Raw genomic sequence first — 19755 nt, 5'->3', positions numbered from 1 at the left:
CGCGACTGCGGGCCGCCGGTCGTCCGGTGCCCCCGCGGAGGGCCAGCCGCGACAGCAGCGATACGGCCGTGAGCGGAAAAGCAAGCTGAGCAAAAACCGCGGCCGAAGGCCGAGCCTGCGACCGCAGGCCGCCGGTCGTCCGGCGCCCCCGCGGAGGCCAGCCGCGCTAGCGGCGATACGGCCGTGAGCGAACTATGCCGCCTTCTTCTTCGGCTGGATCAGCCCGCGCTCGACCAGCAGCTCGGCGATCTGCACCGCATTGAGTGCCGCGCCCTTGCGCAGATTGTCGGAGACGATCCACATCGACAGGCCGTTGTCGATGGTCGAATCCTCGCGGATGCGCGAGATGAAGGTGGCGTCCTCGCCGGCCGATTCCAGCGGCGTGATGTAGCCGCCGTCCTCGCGCTTGTCGATGACCTGGCAGCCCGGCGCCTCGCGCAGGATCTCGCGCGCCTCATCGGCGGTGATCGGCTTCTCGAACTCGATGTTGACCGCTTCCGAATGGCCGATGAACACCGGCACGCGCACGCAGGTCGCCGTCAGCTTGATCTTCGGATCGAGCATCTTCTTGGTCTCGGCCACCATCTTCCACTCTTCCTTGGTGAAGCCGTCGTCGAGGAAGACGTCGATATGCGGGATGACGTTGAAGGCGATACGCTTGGTGAACTTCTTGACGTCGACCTGGTCGGCGACAAACACCGCGCGCGTCTGCGTGAACAATTCGTCCATGCCTTCCTTGCCGGCGCCGGAGACCGACTGGTAGGTGGCGACGACGACGCGCTTGATGGTGGCCGCGTCATGCAGCGGCTTCAGCGCCACGACCAGCTGCGCCGTCGAGCAGTTCGGGTTGGCAATGATGTTCTTGCGCGTGAACAGCGAGATCGCATCCGGGTTCACTTCCGGAACGATCAGCGGCACGTCCTGGTCGTAGCGGAAGGCCGACGAATTATCGATGACGACGCAGCCCTGCTTGCCGATCTTCGGCGACCATTCCTTGGAGACGTTGCCGCCGGCCGACATAATGCAGATGTCGGTATCTGAAAAATCATATTGGTCGAGCGCTCTGACCTTCAGCGTGCGGTCGCCGAACGACACTTCCGTGCCCTGGCTGCGCCGCGAGGCCAGCGCCACCACCTCGCTCACCGGAAAGCCGCGCTCTTCGAGTATGTTGAGCATTTCCCGGCCCACATTGCCCGTGGCGCCGACGATCGCAACCTTGAAACTCATCGAAATCTCCTGTCCCTCTCCGCTCGTTTTCTGGAGAAAACCCGCCGGCCGATGCGGGTTTCAACCCCCGGGCCGGACCCGGGAGAGGGTGGTTAGGCCAAGGGAATCAGACCGTTTTGGTGGTCGTTTTGCCGGTTTTTTTGAGCAAGAACGTGATTTTGCTGGAACGAGGAGACGCAGCGACGCGCCCGGCCCAATGGTTCGCATTGGGGCCGGGGATGTCGAAGGCAGAAGGCGCCATCAAAAGGCCGCGCATCGAAAACTATCCCGTTCGGTGCCGGCTTTTACGCGGTTTACGTCTAGAGTCAATCGCAACCAGGCCGACCCGCCCGCCCTGTACAATGACGGCGGCACCAAGTACGAACGAGCATCGTCTGGCTCGTGGCGCCCGTCTGTGGCGCTTGCCGACATTTGACCCGTCGCCGGGTATTCAGAATCCGAATTTCGAAAGAGCAAGATGTCCAATTTCGAAGCTATTGTTCCCGCGCTGGCAAAGGCGCTGGAAAAACGCGGCTATGTCGAGCTGACGCCGGTGCAGAACGCCGTTCTCGAGCTTGGCCAGGCCGATGCGCTGGTTTCGGCCCAGACCGGCTCCGGCAAGACCGTCGCCTTTGGTCTGGCTTTGGCGCCGACCCTTCTCGATGGCGCGGAGCACTTTTCCCACGCGGCGGCACCCCTGGCGCTGGCCGTGGCGCCGACGCGGGAGTTGGCCCTGCAGGTAACGCGCGAGCTGGAATGGCTCTACGAACTGACCGGCGCCACGGTGGCGTCCTGCGTCGGCGGCATGGACATGCGCACCGAACGGCGCGCGCTGGAGCGCGGCGCCCATATCGTCGTGGGCACGCCCGGCCGCCTGCGCGATCACATCACCCGCAATTCGCTCGACATGTCGGCGCTCAAGGCAGTGGTGCTCGACGAGGCCGACGAGATGCTCGATCTCGGCTTTCGCGAGGATCTGGAATTCATCCTCGATGCCGCACCCGCCGATCGCCGCACGCTGATGTTTTCCGCGACCGTGCCGCGCTCCATCGCCACGCTGGCCAAGGGCTACCAGCGCGATGCTGTGCGCATCTCGGCCTCCGGTGAGGAAAAGCAGCATCTCGACATCGAATACCGGGCGCTGAGCGTCGCCCAGGCGGACCGCGAAAACGCCATCATCAACGTGCTGCGCTATTACGAGGCCAAGAACGCGCTGGTGTTCTGCAACACGCGCGCCGCCGTCAACCATTTGACGGCGCGCTTCAACAATCGCAACTTTTCCGTCGTGGCGCTGTCCGGCGAGCTTAGCCAGAACGAGCGCAGCCACGCGCTACAGGCGATGCGCGACGGCCGCGCCAAGGTCTGCATCGCCACCGACGTCGCGGCACGCGGCATCGACCTGCCCAATCTCGAGCTGGTGATCCATGCCGACCTGCCGACCAACCCGGAAACGCTCCTGCACCGAAGCGGACGCACGGGCCGTGCGGGACGCAAGGGCGTCAGCGCGCTGATCGTGCCCAATAGTGCCCGCAGGCGCACCGAGCGGCTGCTGCAAAGTGCCGGCCTTGCGGCAACCTGGGCGAGCCCGCCGTCGGCCGACGACGTGATACGGCGCGACGACGAGCGCATTCTCGCTGATCCGGTCTTCAGCGAGCCTATGAAGGATGAGGAGCGCGGCTTCGTCGAGGCGCTTCTCGATCAGCACGGGCCCGAACAGGTAGCCGCCGCCTTCGTGCGGATGTGCCGCTCCAGCCACTCGGCGCCGGAGGATCTTCTCGACGTGGCACCGTTCACGCCGTCGGGCGAAAAATTTGCGCGCCGGGACGAGGCACCGAGCCGCCGCGACGATTTCGGCGACAGCGTCTGGTTCTCGCTGTCGGTCGGACGCCGGCAGAATGCCGAGCCACGCTGGCTGATCCCGATGCTGTGCCGGACAGGCGGCATTTCCAAGCGCGAGATCGGCGCCATCAAGATGCAGCAGGAGGAAACCTTCGTGCAGATCGCGGCGGACTGGGCCGAGCGTTTCCTCGCTGCGATCGGCCCCGACCGCAAGCTGCAGGGCAACATTGCGGTCAAGCGGCTGGACGGCACGCCGGATTTGTCGCGGGCCGGCTATCAGGAACCACGACCCGACAAGAAGCCGCACCGCGGCAAGCGCACCTTCGATCAGAACACGCCCAAATTCGAGAAGCGCGCACCGGACGACCAGCGCCCGGCATTCGAGGCGAAGCCCTGGGGCGGGAAACCGGCCAAGGCGAAGTTCGAAGGCGGACCTGCGAAACACAAGAAATCGAAGAAACGGCCAGGGTAAATAGCCAGCACTCTCCATTTCCGCACGCCCCTTGCGGTCTGCCGGAACTTTGCACAGTCTGGGGCGGGGAAATGGGGGTGGGCAGGACATGCGCGGCGTAGTTCTTCATTACGACGAAGACCAGGGTTTCGGCTTCATCACCGGAGCCGACGGCAACCGCTACACTTTGGCGCGCGAAGATTTGCGCCGCGAAGCATCGGTTGCCGGAGGTACGACCGTCGAATTCCAGCCGGCTGGCGGACGGGCACGCGATGTTTTTTCGATCCGCGCCCAACCTGCCAGTGCGCCCGCCGACGCCTCCACTGCAACCGCCGCCCCAACTCAGGCCGGCAATGCGCCCGCGGCACGTCAGCCGCAACATTTCGGCCGTTCCGCTGAACAAAGCCCGGCCGAATCGGCCGGCCTGTGGAGCTACTTCTGGCGGGGTCTGACCGAGAATTACTTCAACTTCGCCGGCCGTGCCCGCCGCAAGGAATATTGGGGCTACTGCCTGTTCTGGACGGTCGCGCTGATCGTGGTCATAGGCATCGGCCTCTTCATCGACCACGCCATGGGCAATCTCGATGAATTGCCGGCAGTGACGGTCGGCCTTTGCGGCCTCTTCCTGCTGGCGACCGCCCTGCCGTGGTTCGGTCTCAACGTGCGTCGCCTGCACGATATCGGCCTGACAGGGTGGCTCTTCCTGCTGATCCTGGTCCCGACCTTCGGCAGCCTGATCATCCTGGTCTTCGCGCTGATCCCGACCCAGCCCCGCGAGAACCAGTGGGGTCCGGTGCCGGAGGGAATCAAGACCGCATAATCCCACCTGAGTTGGTTCTGCTAGCTAAAGCTGATTGTGTTCGCTCAAGGCGATGCGTTCGATGATCTTGAAGTCCTTCGCGGAATGACCACGAAGGGTCTTCTTGTGGGTCTGGATCGTTTCCGTCCCGACAACCTCGAATGTAGACCCTTCATAGGCGATTTCGCAGTCGACCACCCTATCCGGCCAAAGCCAGATCAAGAGACACAACTCGTATTGATCGGGAATGATTTTTATCAGGTAGAAATCGCTCTTTTTCGACCTGATATCGTTCGCAGATGAACTGCAGCAATGGCGCGAGGCGTTGATCGCCGCGAAACTCAGCCTGGCGTTCGTACTCATCGAGAAGATCCCTTTCAATGGCGCGCTGCACCTCACCCATACACCTGTCACCCCAAAAATTTGGCGATGATCGCATCGCCCATCTCAGCGGTGCCGACCTCGGTCATCCCCGGCGAATGAATATCCCTGGTGCGCAAGCCCTGATCGAGCACGGCGGCGATCGCGCCTTCCAGCCGGTCGGCCTCATCAACCATGCCGAAGGAATAGCGCATGCACATGGCGAAGGAGGCGATCATGGCGATCGGATTGGCGATACCCTTGCCGGCGATGTCGGGCGCCGAGCCGTGCACCGGCTCGTAGAGCGCCTTGCGCTTTTTTGTCTTCGCATCCGGCGCGCCGAGCGAGGCCGACGGCAGCATGCCGATCGAGCCGGTCAGCATGGCGGCGATGTCGGACAGCATGTCGCCGAACAGATTGTCGGTGACGATGACGTCGAACTGCTTCGGCCAGCGCACCAGCTGCATGCCGCCAGCATCGGCCAACATGTGATCAAGCTTGACGTCGGCATACCTGGCCTTGTGCGTCTGGGTGACGACCTCGTTCCACAGCACGCCCGACTTCATCACATTGCGCTTTTCCATCGAGGTGACGTGGTTCTTGCGCGTGCGCGCCAATTCGAAGGCAACGCCCGAAATGCGCTCGATCTCGAACGTATCGTATATTTGGGTGTCGATGCCGCGCTTCTGGCCGTTGCCGAGGTCGATGATCTGCTTAGGCTCGCCGAAATAGACGCCGCCGGTGAGCTCGCGCACGATCAGGATATCGAGCCCCTCGACCACCTCCTGCTTCAGCGAGGAGGACGCCGCCAGCGCCGGATAGCAGATTGCCGGTCTGAGATTGGCAAACAGCTCCATGTCCTTGCGCAGCCGCAGCAGACCCGCCTCCGGGCGCACCTCGTAAGGCACCGCATCCCATTTCGGTCCGCCGACAGCGCCGAACAGCACCGCGTCCGACGCCATTGCCTTGGCCATGTCGGCATCGGAAATCGCCGCGCCATGCGCGTCATAAGCGCAGCCGCCGACAAGGCCCTCATCGGTGACGAAATCGCTGCCGAGCTTGTCGTTCATGGCGGAAATCAGCTTCTTCACCTCGGCCATCGCCTCGGGGCCGATGCCGTCGCCGGCAAGCAGGAGAAGATTTTTCGAAGCCATGAGAACCGTTCCAATCGTTTAGCGCATGAACGCGGCCTTGCTAAACGCCAAGCAGCCGGCGCGCAAGCCCGCGGTTCAGAGCATCGGACCCAAAGGTGGAAACCGGTTTGGGAGAATCCGATGCTCAAGACAAAACGCCTACAGATGCGAAAGGATATTGACCAGCCTGCCGAACGGGTCGCGTACGAAGAAGCGCCGCACGCCCCAGGGTTCGTCCGCCGGACCGTATTCGATGGCAAAGCCGGCCGTCCTCATGCTTTCAAGCGCGGCATCGACGTCGTCGACTTCGATAGAGATGTCCGGCACCGGCGTTCCTGATCCCCCTTCGGCCATGAAACTGACCTGCACGGACATCGTCTCTTGCGAGCCATAGGTAGAGATCCAGCCCATATCCATCTTGAGATCGAGGCCGAGCACATCCTGATAGAAGGGTTTTGCCGCCGCGATATCCTGCGTGTCTATGTTTGCAACGATGCGCCTGACCTTCACCATGGGCCGATCCTCGTGCTAACCGTGTCGTTTTCGCAACCGTGACAGGCATCAGGCTGTGCGCCGCAGCGCCGTCACCTCGATCTCGATCTTCATCTCCGGCTTGTTGAGCTGGCACACGATCATCGTTGCCGCCGGCCTGATCTCGCCAAAGGCCTCGCCGAGGATCGGGAACACCACATCCACGAAAGCCGCATCGGTGATATAGTAATGTGCCCGCACCACATCGGCCACGTCGAAACCGCCGTCCCCGAGCGCCTTGGCGATCGTCGCCAAGCAATTGCGCGTTTGTGCCTCTACGGTCTCCGGCATCGACATGGTCGCATAATCGTAGCCGGTCGTTCCGGACACGAAACACCAGTCGCCCTGCACCACGGCGCGCGAATAGCCGGCGGTGTTCTCGAAGGGCGAACCGGTGGAGATCAGTTTTCGCATAGGTCCTCCTTTTTTGCAGCGTAGGCGGTTTGGCGAAAGCGGCGGTGACGGCCGATCTCCCCCCAAGTGGGGAGATGTCCGGGGCGCGCGAAAGATCGCGGCAGAACGATTTCTAATTCGCCGACCCCAGCGCCTTGTCCAGCGCTTCCTTGACGTCGGCCGGCCATGTACTCACCGCCGGCCACGCGTCCGGCTCGGGCTTGTCGCCGCGGCGGGCGAAATAGAGCTTCTGGTTGACCGGGTCGACCGCCATGAAGCCGTCATTGCCGCCGCAATCATGCGGCACGCAGCCGCTGGCAAAAAAGGCGCCCGACGCGGTTTTTTCCGTGCCGCCGCCGACCAGCAGGCTGGTCGCCATGTCGGGCATGTCCCTGCCAAGCAGTGTCTCGGCTAGTTTGTAGACCGCTTCATTGTGGAAGGCGTCGATGATGTTGTCGTATTTCGACGGATCGACGTCCTTCCAGTCGGTGCCCGGCTCCGGCATGTAGGTCAGATTGCCGGAAATCGTCAGTCCGGCCGTCGGCGACCATTGCAGCGCCGGCTTGGAATCGCCCGGCAAAAGATAGGGTACGAAATAGACGGCGCTGTCGGAGATCGCGGCCGGCGGCGCGCCGCATTCATCCTGCTCGACCGTGACCGTCTGGATCGTGCCGCCTTCCGGCTTCCAAACGATCACCTTGGCTGGGCCGCATTGATTGCCGCCGTCGCCGACATCGACCAGCGCCACCTTGACGCCGCCGACCTCGACGATCTTGTCGAAGAAGACGTCGTAATTGCGCGCCAGTTCCTTGCCGTCGAAGGCGAGTACCCGTTCCCCGTACTCTTCCTCCTGAGTGATGGTCAGCTGGCCGCCCTCGAACGGGATCGGCGCCTGTTTGTCATTGTCGGCTAGGGCCGCATTGCTCAACGCGCCCTGGTCGGCGGCCCCGCCGGACGAATCGTCAGCCGGCACGAGCACCATGTCGGTCTGTGCATGCGCCCCTGCCACCGGCATCAGAATCCACGCCAGCGCGCAGGCCCCGGCAAGAAGCGAACGTGTCATGACTGTCCCCTCCGTTCAGCCGCCACGAACCCGGCCTGTCGCGGCCAGGTCATCCTACCGCTCAGGCCCAGGGCCGCAGCTCGGCGTTCTTCTTCTCGAACGAAGCGATGGCGCCGGCCTTCTCCATGGTCAGGCCGATATCGTCGAGGCCGTTCAAGAGGCAGTGGCGCTTGAATTCGTCGAGGTCGAACTTGACCACGCCGCCGTCCGGCCCGCGGATTTCCTTGGCTTCGAGATCGACCGACAGCGTCGCGTTGGAACCGCGCGAGGCATCGTCCATCAGCTTCTCCAGGTTTTCCGGGCTGACGGTGATCGGCAAGATGCCGTTCTTGAAGCAGTTATTGTAGAAAATGTCAGCGAACGAGGTCGAGATGACGCAGCGGATGCCGAAATCGAGCAGCGCCCACGGCGCATGTTCCCGGCTCGAGCCGCAGCCGAAATTGTCGCCGGCGACCAGGATCTGCGCCTTGCGGTAGGCCGGCTTGTTGAGCACGAAGTCCGGGTTTTCCGAGCCGTCGTCCTTGTAACGCATTTCGGCGAACAGGCCGGTGCCGAGCCCCGTGCGCTTGATCGTCTTGAGATAATCCTTGGGGATGATCATGTCGGTGTCGACATTGACGATCGGCATCGGCGCGGCGACACCGGTGAGCTTGGTGAATTTTTCCATGGTTCTTGCCCGTCTTCTTCTCGTTGCGGGGAATTGCTGGCGCTCGGTTTACACAATGCCGCGGGCAAATAAAAGACGGCTGTTTTTGGACTTCCGTCGTCGATCGAAACACAAAATCGGTACAAAACAGCTTCAAAACCACCAGCCCATGGTGCACTTTTGTCGACATGACAACGCGATCCACGATCCTTTACGCCAGCGAACCGGGCCTCGGCATCACCGAGTTCCGCCGCGTTCTGGTGGAATCCGGCCTCGGCGAGACACGGCCCGTCGATGATCATGCCCGTTTGAAGGCGATGCTCACGAGTGCCGCCCTGGTGCTCACCGCGCGCATCGATGCACCGGGCAAGCCGCTGGTTGGTGTCGCTCGCGGCGTCACCGACTTTTCCTGGGTCTGCTATATCTCCGAGCTCGCTGTTTCTGCATCGGCGCAAGGGCTGGGTATCGGCAAGGGCCTGATGGATGAGGCACGCCGGCAACTCGGACCTTCCGTTGCCATCAGCCTGATCTCCATGCCCGACGCCGTCGGCTTCTATGAGCGTATCGGCATGGAGCGCATGCCCAACGCATTCTGGTTCGGCCGCAAGCGCTGAAATCCACTCCCAGCGACCTCAACCCGCGCATTCTTGGCTAGGGTTCTGCCTCTTGACATGCAACCAAATGGTTGCATATTAGAGTCATGAGCATGGATGCCGTCTTTCGCGCCTTGGCCGACCCGACACGCCGGCGATTGCTGGACAGCCTTCATGCCAGGAACGGGCAGACGCTGAACGCGCTGTGCGGTGAGATGGACATGACGCGCCAGGCGGTGACCAAGCATCTGGCGATCCTGGAAGAAGCAAACCTCGTCACCACCATCCGCAAGGGACGCGAGAAGCAACATTATCTGAATCCGGTTCCCATCAACGAGATCGCCGAACGCTGGATCGGCAAATTCGAGCGGGGACGACTGGGCGCCCTCAGCGATTTGAAGAAACGCCTCGAAAGGGAAGACTGATGAGCAACATTTTCGTTTATGTCACCTACATCCGCACCTCGCCCGAAAAACTCTGGCAAGCACTGACCGAGCCGGAGTTCCAGCGGCAATATTTCCTCGGCGCCCAGATGCTAAGCGACTGGAAACAAGGTTCGGCGTGGAAGATGGTTTACACCGACGGCCGCGTCACCGACAGCGGCGAGGTCCTCGAGATCGATCCACCCAAGCGCATCGTGCTCAAATGGCGCAACGAGTTGATGCCCGAGGTCAAGGCGGACGGCTACACACGCTGCACCTTCGCCATCGAGCAGGAGGGCGAGATGATGAAGCTCGCCATCACACACGAAGCCGATGGACCGCACAAGCTGCTTGGCCATGTGGCGAACGGCTGGCCGCTCATCCTGTCCAGCCTGAAGAGCTTGCTCGAAACCGGCAAAGGCCTGTCGCGCCCGGCATCGAAGGCTTGAGGTCGTTTCGATAGCGAAACGTTTCTGGAGGACAGGTAATGCACGGTTCCGCGGTGCACAGCATGACCAATGGCGAGACCGTCATGGCGAGCGCCGATGTTTGCGCGCCGCCCGAGCGGATATTTGACGCGCTCGTTACACGCGAGGTCGAGCGCTGGTGGGGGTCCGCCAGGACCTACCGGATGACCGGATGGGCGGCCGACCTCCGCGTCGGCGGCCGCTGGAGCGTCACCGTCGAGACGGCGGCCGGCAGACACCTGCCCGCCAGTGGCGAATTCCTGGAGATCGAAGAGCCGCGCCGGATCGTGCAGACGCGCAGATACGACTGGGATCATCCGACGCTTGGCCGCCGCGAAACCAAAGTCGCCTGGCTGCTGGAGCCGATCGCCGGCGGCACGCGCGTCACCATCTGCCATGGCGGCTTTGCCGGCCTCGCTGACGCTGCAACAGAGCACGCGGAAGGCTGGGGTAGGGTGCTGGGCTGGCTTCAGGCGTATCTTGGTGCAGGCGGCTTGGTGGCGGCCTAACCCAACGGTAGCATCCCTTCGCGCAAGCGTTAAATTACATTCAATTCCCGGAACGGCCGCCCGTCGGCGATCCGGCTGTACCCGAACGCCGAGCAATCCACCGTGCGATAGCCGCCATGCACGATCAGTTCGGCCAGCGCCTTGCCGACCGCCGGAGCCTGCTGCAAGCCGTGGCCGGAAAACCCGTTGGCGAAGAGGAAATTGCCGACCTCGGGATGCGGGCCGATCACCGCGTTCTGGTCGAGCGTGTTGTAGTCGTAATGGCCGACCCAGGCGCGCGTCGGCTTGATCGCCTCGAAGGCTGGAATGCGGCCCGCCAGCACCGGCCAGATCACCTCTTCGAACAGCGGCCAGTCGGCGTCGAAGTCGGCGGGGTCGGCCGGTCCTTCGCCCTCTTCCGGCTCGGCGCCGCCGGTGATGTAGACCGAGCCCTCCGGCCGGACATAGATGCCGCTCGGGTCGACCAGCAGCGGCATGTCCTCATATTTTTCGCGCGCCTCGAAAACGAAGACATTGCGCTTGCGCGGCTCCACCGGCAGCGCCAGCCCGGCCATTGCCGCCACCTTGCCGGCATTCGGCCCGGCGGCGTTAACGACGGTGCCGGCCTCGAGCCGCTCGCCATTGTCGAGGGTCACACCGGCGACGCGCTTCCCCTGCCGCTCGATACCGGTCACCGACGCCGTGATGAAATCGATGTTCTTGCTTCGCAGTGCCTTGCGGAACAGCATCAGCATCGCATGCGCGTCGAACCAGCCTTCGCCGCTGCGGCCATAGGCGCCGGCGGAAATGCCCTCGACCGACAGCCACGGAAAGCGGCGGACGAGCGCCTCCGCATCCTCGAGCAGGATGTCGGCGCCCTCGGCCATCTGCGCTTCGTGGTTGGCCCGCAGGATAGGCAGCCCGTTTTCGCCGGCAAGGATGAGATAACCGCCTTCGCGAAAGCCGATATCGGCGTCCGCGCCAAACTCTTCCTTGAGCCGCCGGAACAGTTTCAGCGTGAATTGCGACAGACGGATGTTTTCCGGGATCGAAAACTGCTGGCGGATGGAGGCGCAGGACAGCGTCGTCGCGGCATGAGAAAATTGCGGGTCGCGCTCGACAAGCGCGATCGAGCCCGAAAACCCTTCCTCGCGCAGATAATAGGCGACCGAGGAGCCGACGATGGCTCCGCCGATGATGACGATGTCGTAATGCACCTTTTCGCCCTTCCGATCTGAACCGCCGAGTCACGCCGCCGGCAGGATGATCTCGAAGCGCGTGCCGCTCGCCGAGTCAACCTGCCGGATCGTGCCATCATGCGCTTTCAGGAGGGCCAGCACGATGCCGAGGCCCATGCCGGTGCCGCCGGAATCGCGGCGCGTGGTGAAGAACGGCTCGAAGATGCGGCCTCGGTTGCTGGGCGAAATGCCGGCGCCGTCGTCAGCGACCACGATGGTGGCCTTGCCGTCCGCTTTTGCGGCTGTGACCGATACCAGCGTCGCGCCGTGCCGCGCCGAATTGTCGATGAGATTGGCCAGCACGATCGCAGCGTTTTCGGCCGATATGCGCAGACCGATCTCGGTGCCCGCATCGACGCGCACCGCCAGCCTGTCGTCGGCCGGCAGCAGCGCCAGTGCCGCACCGAGCGACGTGTTTTCGCCGCTCGGCTCGAGATTTTCGGCGCGCGCCAGGTCGAGCAGGCGGCGCACCAGAAGGTTGAGCCGGCCGGCATCGGTGACGATATTGTCCGAAAACCGCCGCCGCTCGGCCTCGTCCATCGCGCTGCCCGAATCGCGCAGCAGTTCGGCGGCCCCCTGGATCGCCGTCAGCGGCGATTTGAGCTCGTGCGAGACGTGGGTGGCAAAGGTCTGGATGCCGTCGGAGCGTGCGTGCAGCTTTTCGGCCATGTCGAGGAAAGCAGCAGAGAGTTCACCCATTTCGCGCGTGCCGTGGTGATCGAGCGGCCTGATCGCCGCGCGGTCGCCGGCGGCGATGCGTTTCGTGCGTTCCATCAGCGCATAGATCGGACGGCTGACGGCGCGCAGGAAGACCAGCCCGATCAGCAGCGCGCCGCCGAGGATGGCGATTGCCGCCAGCGCCACCTTGCCGCGCTCGCCATAGAGATGCTTGACGATGTTGTTCGGCGTCCGCGACAGATAGACGACGCCGGCGACCTTGCCGGAGACCGCAACCGGCATGGCGACGAAGACGCGAACCTTGGTGCCGCGGCTGACCGAATAGAGCGGCGGCGACGGCTGGTCGGGAACCCGCAGCCTGAGCGCGCTGGCGTAGCGGCCGGCAAGCGCTGCGCGAACCTCTTCGACAGCCGCGAGCGACAGGCCGGCCTCCTCACGGCCGGCGATGACCACGCCCCTGGGATCGAGCAGCCGGAAGCCGGCGAGCGTGGTCTTCTGCGTCTCGGCAAGAATGCCCCTCAGGCGTGCGCCGATTGCAGCGAAGGCGGGATCGGCGCTGGCCGCGGTGGCCGCGGGCCGGGTCGGCAGGATCCTGTCGGACGCAAGATCGAGGCGCGGTTCGATCGGCTGGTAGGGAGAAGCCCGATCGCTGGTGTTGGGTGAAGGCACGGGTGCGCCGAGCTTTTCCGGGGCAAGGCCGGCCTCACGGACCTCTTGCGCATAGATCGCGCCAAGGGCGGCACCTTGTGCGATCAGCTCGGCCTCGGTCTGCCTGATCAGCTGGTTCTCGTAGAGCCGGAAGAAGAACAGGCCGGCCAGCGGCAGCGCCATCACCATGATCAGGATGGCAATGACGACCGTGGCAAGCCGTGGCCGCCATTTGCTGCCAATCCATTTTTGGGCGCTCAACTCCCGCATCGGCCGAGCCGGAAGCCGACGCCATGCACGGTCTCGATCGCATCAACGCAGCCGACGGCCGCCAGCTTGGCGCGGATGTTGCGGATATGACTATCGACGGTGCGGTCTGCGACATGGATATTGGCCGCATAGGCGTTGGCCATCACCATGTCGCGGCCAAGCACATGCGCCGGCCGCGCCAAAAAGCCTTTCAGGATCGCGAATTCGATCGACGTCAGCGCCAGCGGCTTGCCGTCGAAGCTGGCTGTATGGCTTGCCGGAACCAGCAACAGTCTGCCATGCGAGAATTGCCGGTCGTCGGCTGGTTCCGGCGTGGGCCGAGCGCGGCGCAGAATGACGTTGACGCGGGCGACCAGCTCGCGCGGGCTGAACGGCTTGATGACATAATCATCGCCGCCCATCTCCAGCCCGAGGACGCGGTCGATCTCTTCATCCCGCGCGGACAGGAACAGCACCGGCAGGTCGGATGTGTGGCGCAGCCGCCGGCACACTTCCAGCCCGTCCATTTCCGGCATGCCGATGTCGAGCACGACGAGATCGGGCGCATGGCGCTCTATCGCCTGCAAGGCAGCCGCGCCGTCCGGCACCGCCAGCGTTTTCATGCCGGCCTTTTCCAGCGCGAAGCAGATGATTTCGCGAATGTGCGGGTCGTCGTCGGCGACCAGTATGTGGTGCGGCATCAAATCAGCGGCCCGGCATGAAGGGTTCGGACATCGGAGGAACCACGAACGGGCCACGCCTGTCGAGGGCGCGGTTGAGCCGCCAGTCACGAAAGCTCCAGCCCCGCCAGTTTTCCTGACCGGCGCGGAAGCGTGCTTCGTCCTGTGCATACCAGCCGGCGAGTTCGCGGATGGAGGCATCCTCCGCGGAAACCGTCCTGCTCTGGTGCCGGACGAAGCGATCGAGCGCCGGCAAGGCGCCGGGCCCGAGCGAGCGCAGGTACCAGACGTCGAGATGGGTGCCTTGGCCGGTCATTTCGAAGCAATGGTCGACATTGTAGTTGGCGATCAGCGCGGCAAAGTTGATGAACGAGCAGGCATAGAGCGTCGCCGATAGCGTCAGAAGATTGGCGGAAAGCAGCCATTCGTTGGACTTTTCGCGCGCGATGCGGGCTGTGATCAGGACAAGGCCCGCCGCCACCAGCCCCATCCAGACGAAGGCGGCGACACGCCAATAGGTCAGCGCATAGATACCGATATAGAGATCGAGCCGCAGGATCGACGAGATCACCAGGAGGATGTTCTGCGCCACCCAGGCATAAACCAGCCGGCGGATGAGCGGATCACCGGAGGTCGCACTTCCCGGCCGCAGCGCCGCCAGCACGAAGCCGGCGGCCAGCAGCGCCGTGACGATCAGCGGATAAGCGCCGCGATGCGCGTAGGTGGCATAGGTCAGCCCGTCGGGAAGCGCGATGCCGCCCCACAGATAGGTGGCGTCGAGTGCGCTCTGCACCGCGAACAGGATGTTGAAGACGACGAGCGCGCGGAGGATAGCGGCCTTGCCGAAGACGATGTCCTCGATGGTGGGACTTATGGCTGGCCTCGTAGGTGTGCTGGCAGGCGTTCCCAACCGGGGAATATGCCGGAGAAACCGCGGCAGGCGCGGCCGCAGAAAGGCCCATAGGCCGACGAGCACGGACAGCCAGAAGGCAAGACGCGGCAACTGCGTGAGGTTGAGCAGGGCGAAGAGATCAATCAGTGAAAACCAGTATTCGATGACCGGATTGGCGGCGCCGAACAGCGCGAGAAACACTGCGCCGAGGCCCAGCGGCATGACCCAGACGGCGATCGCCGCAAGGCGCACGCGCCGCCGGCCAAGCCGCCGCGCCGCCATGCGCCAGCGGAAGAAATCCAGGACGAGCCGAAATGGCGTTGCAAGCAGGAACAGCGAGAGTTGGCCGGCAATACGGGCAAGGCCGCGCCGCAACCGTCCGGCCAGTGAAAGCGCGAAGATGGCCGTCGCCGCCAGCGCGATCGAGACGGACAGTGCGCTGACATTTTCCACAAGCGGCAGCAGCGCCATAAACAGCGCAACCGGCTTGAACCAGAACCTGCCATCGTTGAAGGCGCCGAGAGGATGGAGAGCCATGCTCGCCGCTGCAATCGCAACGCCGAACAGGAAAAGCGTGATGCCCGCCGGTTGGCCATAGAAGAAAAAATCGGCCAGCGCGACGAGCAGGACGGCAACGCCGAAGCGGTTGCAATAGCTCGGCGCCGCCGAGAGGAATACTGTCATGATCGGGCTTTCTCGGCGGCTTTGATGCGGCCGGTGGGCGGGGATTTCCGGACGAAAGGGAGGAGGTTTACCGAAGTCCGGGGCGGATCGACGAGCCACCAGCTTTCGCGGCGAAGCCGGTATGGCAGGGACCAACGGGAGTTCGTTCGCTCTTGCATGCCGCCCTTGTCGCATCCGGTCGGGTGGCAAGCGGGGCGGAGACGAGGAGATTTTCCGAAATTGCGTGCAGTTTTTATGCACGGCTTGCCTCGGCCGGCTGCAGACGGCATAGATCGGAGATGACCACCGAAAGCTACCGCCCGCGCCGCTCGGTGCTTTACGTCCCGGCTTCGAACGACAAGGCGCTGGCCAAGATCCAATCGCTGGCCTGCGATACCGTCGTCATCGATCTCGAGGACGCCGTCGCCCCGGCCGACAAGCCTTCCGCGCGCGAAAAGCTGGCGGCGATTTTCGCCGGCCATTCCAACCGGCGCTGCGAGATGGTGGTGCGCATCAATGCGCTGTCGAGCGAATGGGGCGCCGACGATCTGCCGGCCGCGGCAAAATGCACGCCCGACGCCATCCTGCTGCCCAAGGTCGACACGCCGCGCGACATCCTCGAGGCCGGCGACGTGCTCGACGACAATTTTATCGCGGACGAGGTCAAGCTGTGGGCGATGATCGAGACGCCCAAGGCGCTGCTCAATATCGGGCCGATCGCCGAGCTCGGCCGCGACCCAGCCTCTCGCCTGGTTTGTTTCGTTGCCGGAACGAACGACCTGATCAAGGACACCGGCATTCTCGCCACGCCCGATCGGCGCTATCTCGTGCCATGGCTGATGCAAATGGTGCTCGCGGCGCGTGCCGGCGGCCTCGACCTGCTCGATGGCGTCTTCAATGATTTTCGCGATATGGACGGGTTTGCGCGCGAGTGCACGGAAGCGGCCGCCATGGGTTTTGACGGCAAGTCGCTGATCCACCCAGCTCAGATCGAAGCCGCGAACCGCGCCTTTGCACCGTCGCCCGAAGCAATAGCCGAGGCGCGCGCGGTCAAGGATGCCTTCGCGCTCGCCGAAAATACCGGTAGGGCGGTAGTTGCGCTGAACGGCAAGATGGTCGAGCGGCTGCATCTGGCGCAGGCCGAAAAACTGCTGGCGAAGGCCACCGCTGTTCGCGCATGACTAACGTAACTGACGACAGGATTGAAGAATGAAACTCTACCGCTTTCTGTCCGGCCCGGACGATGCCAGCTTCTGCCACAAGGTGACGGCGGCGTTGAACAAGGGCTGGCACCTGTTCGGCTCGCCGACCTATGCCTATGACCAGGAAGCCAAGACCATGCGCTGCGGCCAGGCCGTGGTGAAGGACATCGAGGGCCAGGAATACGGGCCCGACACCAAGCTCAGCGACTGGTAGGCTTTGCAAAAGCGCCGAGGGTGTGTTGAGATTCAGGTCAGGCCGCGCCGGAGTCGAAAACGGGCGCGAAGCGACCAGACTGGGTGGTTTCCGAGAACCGGAGCGGAGCGTACTTTTGGGGACGTGAGCACCGGAAGCGCGGGAAGCCGCCGTTCGCAGGCCGGCATCACCTGAATATCAGCACATCCTACTCCGCTGCCTCTTCGATCTTCTCCATATCGTCGTCCGACAGGCCGAAATGGTGGCCGATCTCGTGGATCAGCACATGGGTGACGATGTCGCCCAGCGTTTCCTCGTTCTCGGCCCAGTAGTCGAGGATGGCGCGACGATAGAGCGTGATGCGGTTCGGCCCCTCGCCGGTCTGCGGATTCCAGCGCTCGGCGATGCCGCGCCCCTCGAACAGCCCCAATAGGTCGAAGGGCGTTTCCAGCGAAAGGTCGTCCATGATCTCGTCGGTCGGGAATTCGGCGATCTGAATGACGATCTCGCCGGTCAACTTGCGAAAGTCCTCCGGCAGATGGGCATAGGCCTCCAGCGCCAGGAGCTCGATTTCCTCCATCGTTGGCGAAAGCTGGTCGTGCCAGATGCGTGTTTGGTAGATGCGAGCCATGCTTTGTCCTTTGATCCCGGCATATAGGCTTTCAGGCCGGACTCGGCAAATGGAGGGGGTGTCACCTGTGCCTCAAGATCACAAGGAGGAATAATTCTCATTAAGGGATGGTATCGTGCTGATTTAGATTCCGAGTCGCGCAATCAAGGTAGTGGCAAGCCGCTACCGCCGGTGGAGCCTCTTCAACATGCTGGAACTAAATACCGCAAAGTTCTTCGACACCATCCAAGAGGTGCAGCGCGTCAGAACGTTTATTGAAACCGTCTTTGACGATGCGGGCAAAACCACCGAGGTTACGACAGCGAGAGACAACCTGCGGTCCAGTTTCGAAGAATTGACCGCAGCGACGACATTCATAGGTGCAGAAGTCGCAGCTATGGCGGCATCTAGGATGGCCGCTAGGCTCGCTGATGCTAATGAAAAGATAATGATGGACGAAATCGGGAGATGCATTTCAGACGTGCAGAGCCGCCTGCGAGATGAGTGTCAGCTCCTTTCGTTTATGATTCTAAATCGCAACCAAAAAACCTTGTTCCAGCCCGCGAATAAGTTAGTGGATGATTGGGATATAAATAGAATTTTCCATGACGCAGCGCGTGAGTTAGAGGAAGCTTGCAAATGTTTGGCTCTGCAAAGGCCTACTGCAGCCGTTTTCCACGCAATGAGGATGCTTGAAGTCGGCATAAGGAAGCTTGCAGATTTGCTTGATTTGCCCGATCAGACCAAACCTGGTGAGCGCAATTGGGGCACGATGCTAAAGACAATCAAAAGTCAAATTGAAGAAAAGTACCCTGCAAGAATGCCTAATTCCGAAGGAGCATCATTTGAAAGAATGTTTGCGTCCCTGGACGCTGTCAAGAATCCATGGCGAAATGGCACAATGCATGTCGAGTCATTTTATACCGACTCTGAAGCGCTACATATCGTGAGGTGTGTCGCATACTTCATGCAAACATTGGGGGTTCATTGTGCGCCCAATGAAGTAAGCATGCCGGAGCCAGACGGAGGTTTGGCTGAATAGGATAAATCTGCTCTGCTTCGTGGTTTCGCACCTCGTTTTGAACCGGCTATTTTGCCGGTGCGTTTGCCCAGCGCATCGCCCACAATAATAAGAAGCAGGCTAACCACGCGAGCGACGCCACTGCTAGCAGCCAAGCCACGTCCCTAGCCATGCGGCCGTATCGCTGCGAATACATGCCATCGATGGTTTGCTTGAAGTACCCGCTGGCTACCGAAAAGTCTGCGTCACTCAGGCCCGCCGCATTGCAAAAATAGACCTCGCGATACGTCAAACCCAAAGGCCTCCCTGGAAACTTTGCAAGTGCTTCTAGGCCGCATCGCTCGTCGTATCTCTTCAGTTCATAATTCGTGCCTGATCCGATGACGGGCAAAAACTCCATTACCATGATCGCTTTTCCAGTAGGCGATTGAATGTCGATCCCAGCGTCGGCACCTTGCGTATATCCGTACCAATTCTTTGGCGGGAAGTAGTCAATTGAAAAATACCAGAACCCAAGTGCGGCGGCATTGAACGCGATAAATAACAATAAGAACCAACGGCTCGATCGCGTCTTCCACATGTTCACCCCCATTGCACGTCGCACAATTGCCCGTCTTCAAGCGCGGCACAAGCGGGGGACCCCGCGTTCGCCTTATGGATTGGGAAGAGACACGTGACCGCATTCTTTGTGCGATACCGGCGTTGAGCAAGCGCACGATATCAAGGTGTGTGCTCAGGGCAGGAATAAATTCCCCATGACTCTGCTTGACTCTTCGGGCGTCCTCTGGAATCTATATGGAACATAACAGGAACAATTGTGAGTGGAAGCTGACCGTCATGGCGACAAGCGCCGTGGCGCGGGAGACTGTTTTTGCCCTGCGCCGCCAGATCGCGAAGATCGAAGGGACCTTGCCCGAGCGCCTGGAGGCGCCGGCCAGTTCGTCGTTTGACGCGGATGTCCCTCGTCAGAGTCTGACACCCTCTCGGCATCCGACACCCGCTCGGAATCTGACCATTGTCCGGCGCGGCCTCGCCGTGGCGCCGCCCGATGCGTTTTTGCGCACCGGCGCCGAGCGCCTCGATGCTGCGCTGAGCGGCGGCCTGCCGAAGGCGGCGGTGAGCGAGTTTCATGGCGCCGCGACCCGCGATGCCGGGGCCGTTGCCGGTTTTGCCTTGTCGCTCGTCAGCCTGATCCTCAGCCAGGGACCGCGATTGCCGGTGCTGTGGATCGGCACATCCGAGGTTTTCCGCGAGGCCGGCTTTCCCTATGCCAGGGGGCTTCACGCCTTC

23 protein-coding genes and 1 pseudogene are annotated in these 19755 nt (G+C 62.5%); 10 read left to right on the top strand and 14 right to left on the bottom strand.

What is annotated here, in order from left to right:
• Positions 1-192: 192 nt before the first annotated feature.
• Together X773_RS71760 and X773_RS77725 are read right to left on the bottom strand one after the other, a co-directional pair.
• The gene (locus tag X773_RS71760; RefSeq protein ID WP_023680535.1) at positions 193-1227 is read right to left on the bottom strand and encodes an aspartate-semialdehyde dehydrogenase; all 1035 of its coding nucleotides are present in this window, start codon (positions 1225-1227) and stop codon (positions 193-195) included.
• 106 nt (positions 1228-1333) lie between these two features.
• Positions 1334-1483 carry a hypothetical protein gene (locus X773_RS77725; RefSeq protein ID WP_023680534.1) on the bottom strand — a complete coding sequence of 50 codons (150 nt, stop codon included), beginning with the start codon at positions 1481-1483 and terminating at the stop codon, positions 1334-1336.
• Between the two features lie 201 nt (positions 1484-1684).
• Here X773_RS77725 and X773_RS71755 point away from each other — a divergent pair, with 201 nt between their 5' ends.
• Positions 1685-3517, top strand: coding sequence for a DEAD/DEAH box helicase (locus X773_RS71755; protein WP_023680533.1), 1833 nt, complete (start codon positions 1685-1687; stop codon positions 3515-3517).
• An 88-nt stretch (positions 3518-3605) separates the two neighbouring features.
• The gene (locus X773_RS71750; protein WP_023680532.1) at positions 3606-4316 is read left to right on the top strand and encodes a DUF805 domain-containing protein; all 711 of its coding nucleotides are present in this window, start codon (positions 3606-3608) and stop codon (positions 4314-4316) included.
• 24 nt (positions 4317-4340) lie between these two features.
• On the opposite strand, the gene X773_RS71745 is transcribed toward X773_RS71750, so the two are convergent.
• From X773_RS71745 to leuD, 6 genes are all read right to left on the bottom strand, one after another.
• Entirely contained in the window at positions 4341-4658 is a 318-nt protein-coding gene (locus X773_RS71745) for a hypothetical protein (RefSeq protein ID WP_023680531.1), read from the bottom strand.
• 47 nt (positions 4659-4705) lie between these two features.
• Positions 4706-5809: a 3-isopropylmalate dehydrogenase gene (gene leuB, locus X773_RS71740; RefSeq protein ID WP_023680530.1), complete on the bottom strand. Its 1104-nt coding sequence runs from the start codon at positions 5807-5809 to the stop codon at positions 4706-4708.
• A 138-nt stretch (positions 5810-5947) separates the two neighbouring features.
• Positions 5948-6298, bottom strand: coding sequence for a VOC family protein (locus tag X773_RS71735; RefSeq protein ID WP_031213189.1), 351 nt, complete (start codon positions 6296-6298; stop codon positions 5948-5950).
• A gap of 51 nt (positions 6299-6349) precedes the next feature.
• Complete coding sequence (locus tag X773_RS71730) at positions 6350-6733, bottom strand: RidA family protein (RefSeq protein WP_023680528.1); 384 nt, start codon at positions 6731-6733, stop codon at positions 6350-6352.
• Positions 6734-6845: 112 nt separating this feature from the next.
• Positions 6846-7775, bottom strand: a complete 930-nt coding sequence (locus X773_RS71725; protein WP_023680527.1) for a hypothetical protein — start codon at positions 7773-7775, stop codon at positions 6846-6848.
• Positions 7776-7836: 61 nt separating this feature from the next.
• Positions 7837-8442: a 3-isopropylmalate dehydratase small subunit gene (gene leuD / locus X773_RS71720; RefSeq protein WP_023680526.1), complete on the bottom strand. Its 606-nt coding sequence runs from the start codon at positions 8440-8442 to the stop codon at positions 7837-7839.
• A 167-nt stretch (positions 8443-8609) separates the two neighbouring features.
• Between leuD and X773_RS71715 the strand changes: the two genes are divergently transcribed.
• The 4 genes from X773_RS71715 (at position 8610) to X773_RS71700 (ending at position 10412) form a co-directional block, all read left to right on the top strand.
• Positions 8610-9035, top strand: a complete 426-nt coding sequence (locus tag X773_RS71715; protein WP_023680525.1) for a GNAT family N-acetyltransferase — start codon at positions 8610-8612, stop codon at positions 9033-9035.
• A gap of 92 nt (positions 9036-9127) precedes the next feature.
• Positions 9128-9439 carry a helix-turn-helix domain-containing protein gene (locus tag X773_RS71710; RefSeq protein WP_031213186.1) on the top strand — a complete coding sequence of 104 codons (312 nt, stop codon included), beginning with the start codon at positions 9128-9130 and terminating at the stop codon, positions 9437-9439.
• The gene (locus tag X773_RS71705) at positions 9439-9885 is read left to right on the top strand and encodes an SRPBCC family protein (protein WP_023680523.1); all 447 of its coding nucleotides are present in this window, start codon (positions 9439-9441) and stop codon (positions 9883-9885) included. The genes X773_RS71710 and X773_RS71705 overlap by 1 nt, the downstream gene beginning before the upstream one ends.
• A 38-nt stretch (positions 9886-9923) precedes the next feature.
• Positions 9924-10412 carry an SRPBCC domain-containing protein gene (locus X773_RS71700; protein ID WP_023680522.1) on the top strand — a complete coding sequence of 163 codons (489 nt, stop codon included), beginning with the start codon at positions 9924-9926 and terminating at the stop codon, positions 10410-10412.
• A 29-nt stretch (positions 10413-10441) separates the two neighbouring features.
• On the opposite strand, the gene X773_RS71695 is transcribed toward X773_RS71700, so the two are convergent.
• Genes X773_RS71695 through X773_RS71680 form a run of 4 tightly spaced genes read right to left on the bottom strand, consistent with a single transcriptional unit; the run spans position 10442 to position 15460 of the window.
• On the bottom strand, positions 10442-11608 hold the full coding sequence (locus X773_RS71695; protein WP_023680521.1) for an FAD-binding oxidoreductase: 1167 nt from the start codon (positions 11606-11608) through the stop codon (positions 10442-10444).
• Between the two features lie 30 nt (positions 11609-11638).
• Entirely contained in the window at positions 11639-13225 is a 1587-nt protein-coding gene (locus tag X773_RS71690) for an ATP-binding protein (protein ID WP_023680520.1), read from the bottom strand.
• Positions 13213-13905 (bottom strand): response regulator transcription factor, encoded by a 693-nt coding sequence (locus X773_RS71685; RefSeq protein ID WP_023680519.1) that lies wholly within the window; start codon positions 13903-13905, stop codon positions 13213-13215. Before X773_RS71685 ends, X773_RS71690 begins: the two co-directional genes overlap by 13 nt.
• A gap of 4 nt (positions 13906-13909) precedes the next feature.
• The gene (locus X773_RS71680) at positions 13910-15460 is read right to left on the bottom strand and encodes a DUF4173 domain-containing protein (protein ID WP_023680518.1); all 1551 of its coding nucleotides are present in this window, start codon (positions 15458-15460) and stop codon (positions 13910-13912) included.
• A gap of 278 nt (positions 15461-15738) precedes the next feature.
• Here X773_RS71680 and X773_RS71675 point away from each other — a divergent pair, with 278 nt between their 5' ends.
• Together X773_RS71675 and X773_RS71670 are read left to right on the top strand one after the other, a co-directional pair.
• Positions 15739-16620 carry a CoA ester lyase gene (locus X773_RS71675; protein ID WP_023680517.1) on the top strand — a complete coding sequence of 294 codons (882 nt, stop codon included), beginning with the start codon at positions 15739-15741 and terminating at the stop codon, positions 16618-16620.
• 28 nt (positions 16621-16648) lie between these two features.
• Complete coding sequence (locus tag X773_RS71670) at positions 16649-16855, top strand: DUF1737 domain-containing protein (protein WP_023680516.1); 207 nt, start codon at positions 16649-16651, stop codon at positions 16853-16855.
• 187 nt (positions 16856-17042) lie between these two features.
• Here X773_RS71670 and X773_RS71665 read toward each other — a convergent pair whose 3' ends face one another.
• The gene (locus X773_RS71665) at positions 17043-17465 is read right to left on the bottom strand and encodes a metallopeptidase family protein (protein WP_023680515.1); all 423 of its coding nucleotides are present in this window, start codon (positions 17463-17465) and stop codon (positions 17043-17045) included.
• 187 nt (positions 17466-17652) lie between these two features.
• On the opposite strand from X773_RS71665, the gene X773_RS71660 reads away from it, so the two are divergent.
• Positions 17653-18486, top strand: a complete 834-nt coding sequence (locus X773_RS71660; RefSeq protein ID WP_156937496.1) for a hypothetical protein — start codon at positions 17653-17655, stop codon at positions 18484-18486.
• A 46-nt stretch (positions 18487-18532) separates the two neighbouring features.
• On the opposite strand, the gene X773_RS71655 is transcribed toward X773_RS71660, so the two are convergent.
• Entirely contained in the window at positions 18533-19045 is a 513-nt protein-coding gene (locus tag X773_RS71655; protein WP_156937495.1) for a hypothetical protein, read from the bottom strand.
• Positions 19046-19302: 257 nt separating this feature from the next.
• Between X773_RS71655 and X773_RS71650 the strand changes: the two are divergent.
• Positions 19303-19755 (top strand): annotated as a pseudogene (locus X773_RS71650) (hypothetical protein); the annotation flags it as partial.

It is taken from the genome of Mesorhizobium sp. LSJC280B00 (assembly GCF_000502835.1).
In the GTDB taxonomy this organism is placed as follows: Bacteria; Pseudomonadota; Alphaproteobacteria; order Rhizobiales; family Rhizobiaceae; genus Mesorhizobium.
This window is presented reverse-complemented; position numbering and strand designations above follow the sequence as displayed.

Coding starts and splice junctions, on each gene's coding strand:
- X773_RS71760 (WP_023680535.1), bottom strand. CDS start 1,227: ATGAGTTTCAAGGTTGCGATCGTCGGCGCCACGGGCAATGTGGGCCGG.
- X773_RS77725 (WP_023680534.1), bottom strand. CDS start 1,483: ATGCGCGGCCTTTTGATGGCGCCTTCTGCCTTCGACATCCCCGGCCCC.
- X773_RS71755 (WP_023680533.1), top strand. CDS start 1,685: ATGTCCAATTTCGAAGCTATTGTTCCCGCGCTGGCAAAGGCGCTGGAA.
- X773_RS71750 (WP_023680532.1), top strand. CDS start 3,606: ATGCGCGGCGTAGTTCTTCATTACGACGAAGACCAGGGTTTCGGCTTC.
- X773_RS71745 (WP_023680531.1), bottom strand. CDS start 4,658: ATGAGTACGAACGCCAGGCTGAGTTTCGCGGCGATCAACGCCTCGCGC.
- leuB (WP_023680530.1), bottom strand. CDS start 5,809: ATGGCTTCGAAAAATCTTCTCCTGCTTGCCGGCGACGGCATCGGCCCC.
- X773_RS71730 (WP_023680528.1), bottom strand. CDS start 6,733: ATGCGAAAACTGATCTCCACCGGTTCGCCCTTCGAGAACACCGCCGGC.
- X773_RS71725 (WP_023680527.1), bottom strand. CDS start 7,775: ATGACACGTTCGCTTCTTGCCGGGGCCTGCGCGCTGGCGTGGATTCTG.
- leuD (WP_023680526.1), bottom strand. CDS start 8,442: ATGGAAAAATTCACCAAGCTCACCGGTGTCGCCGCGCCGATGCCGATC.
- X773_RS71715 (WP_023680525.1), top strand. CDS start 8,610: ATGACAACGCGATCCACGATCCTTTACGCCAGCGAACCGGGCCTCGGC.
- X773_RS71710 (WP_031213186.1), top strand. CDS start 9,128: ATGGATGCCGTCTTTCGCGCCTTGGCCGACCCGACACGCCGGCGATTG.
- X773_RS71705 (WP_023680523.1), top strand. CDS start 9,439: ATGAGCAACATTTTCGTTTATGTCACCTACATCCGCACCTCGCCCGAA.
- X773_RS71700 (WP_023680522.1), top strand. CDS start 9,924: ATGCACGGTTCCGCGGTGCACAGCATGACCAATGGCGAGACCGTCATG.
- X773_RS71690 (WP_023680520.1), bottom strand. CDS start 13,225: ATGCGGGAGTTGAGCGCCCAAAAATGGATTGGCAGCAAATGGCGGCCA.
- X773_RS71685 (WP_023680519.1), bottom strand. CDS start 13,905: ATGCCGCACCACATACTGGTCGCCGACGACGACCCGCACATTCGCGAA.
- X773_RS71680 (WP_023680518.1), bottom strand. CDS start 15,460: ATGACAGTATTCCTCTCGGCGGCGCCGAGCTATTGCAACCGCTTCGGC.
- X773_RS71675 (WP_023680517.1), top strand. CDS start 15,739: ATGACCACCGAAAGCTACCGCCCGCGCCGCTCGGTGCTTTACGTCCCG.
- X773_RS71670 (WP_023680516.1), top strand. CDS start 16,649: ATGAAACTCTACCGCTTTCTGTCCGGCCCGGACGATGCCAGCTTCTGC.
- X773_RS71665 (WP_023680515.1), bottom strand. CDS start 17,465: ATGGCTCGCATCTACCAAACACGCATCTGGCACGACCAGCTTTCGCCA.
- X773_RS71660 (WP_156937496.1), top strand. CDS start 17,653: ATGCTGGAACTAAATACCGCAAAGTTCTTCGACACCATCCAAGAGGTG.
- X773_RS71655 (WP_156937495.1), bottom strand. CDS start 19,045: ATGTGGAAGACGCGATCGAGCCGTTGGTTCTTATTGTTATTTATCGCG.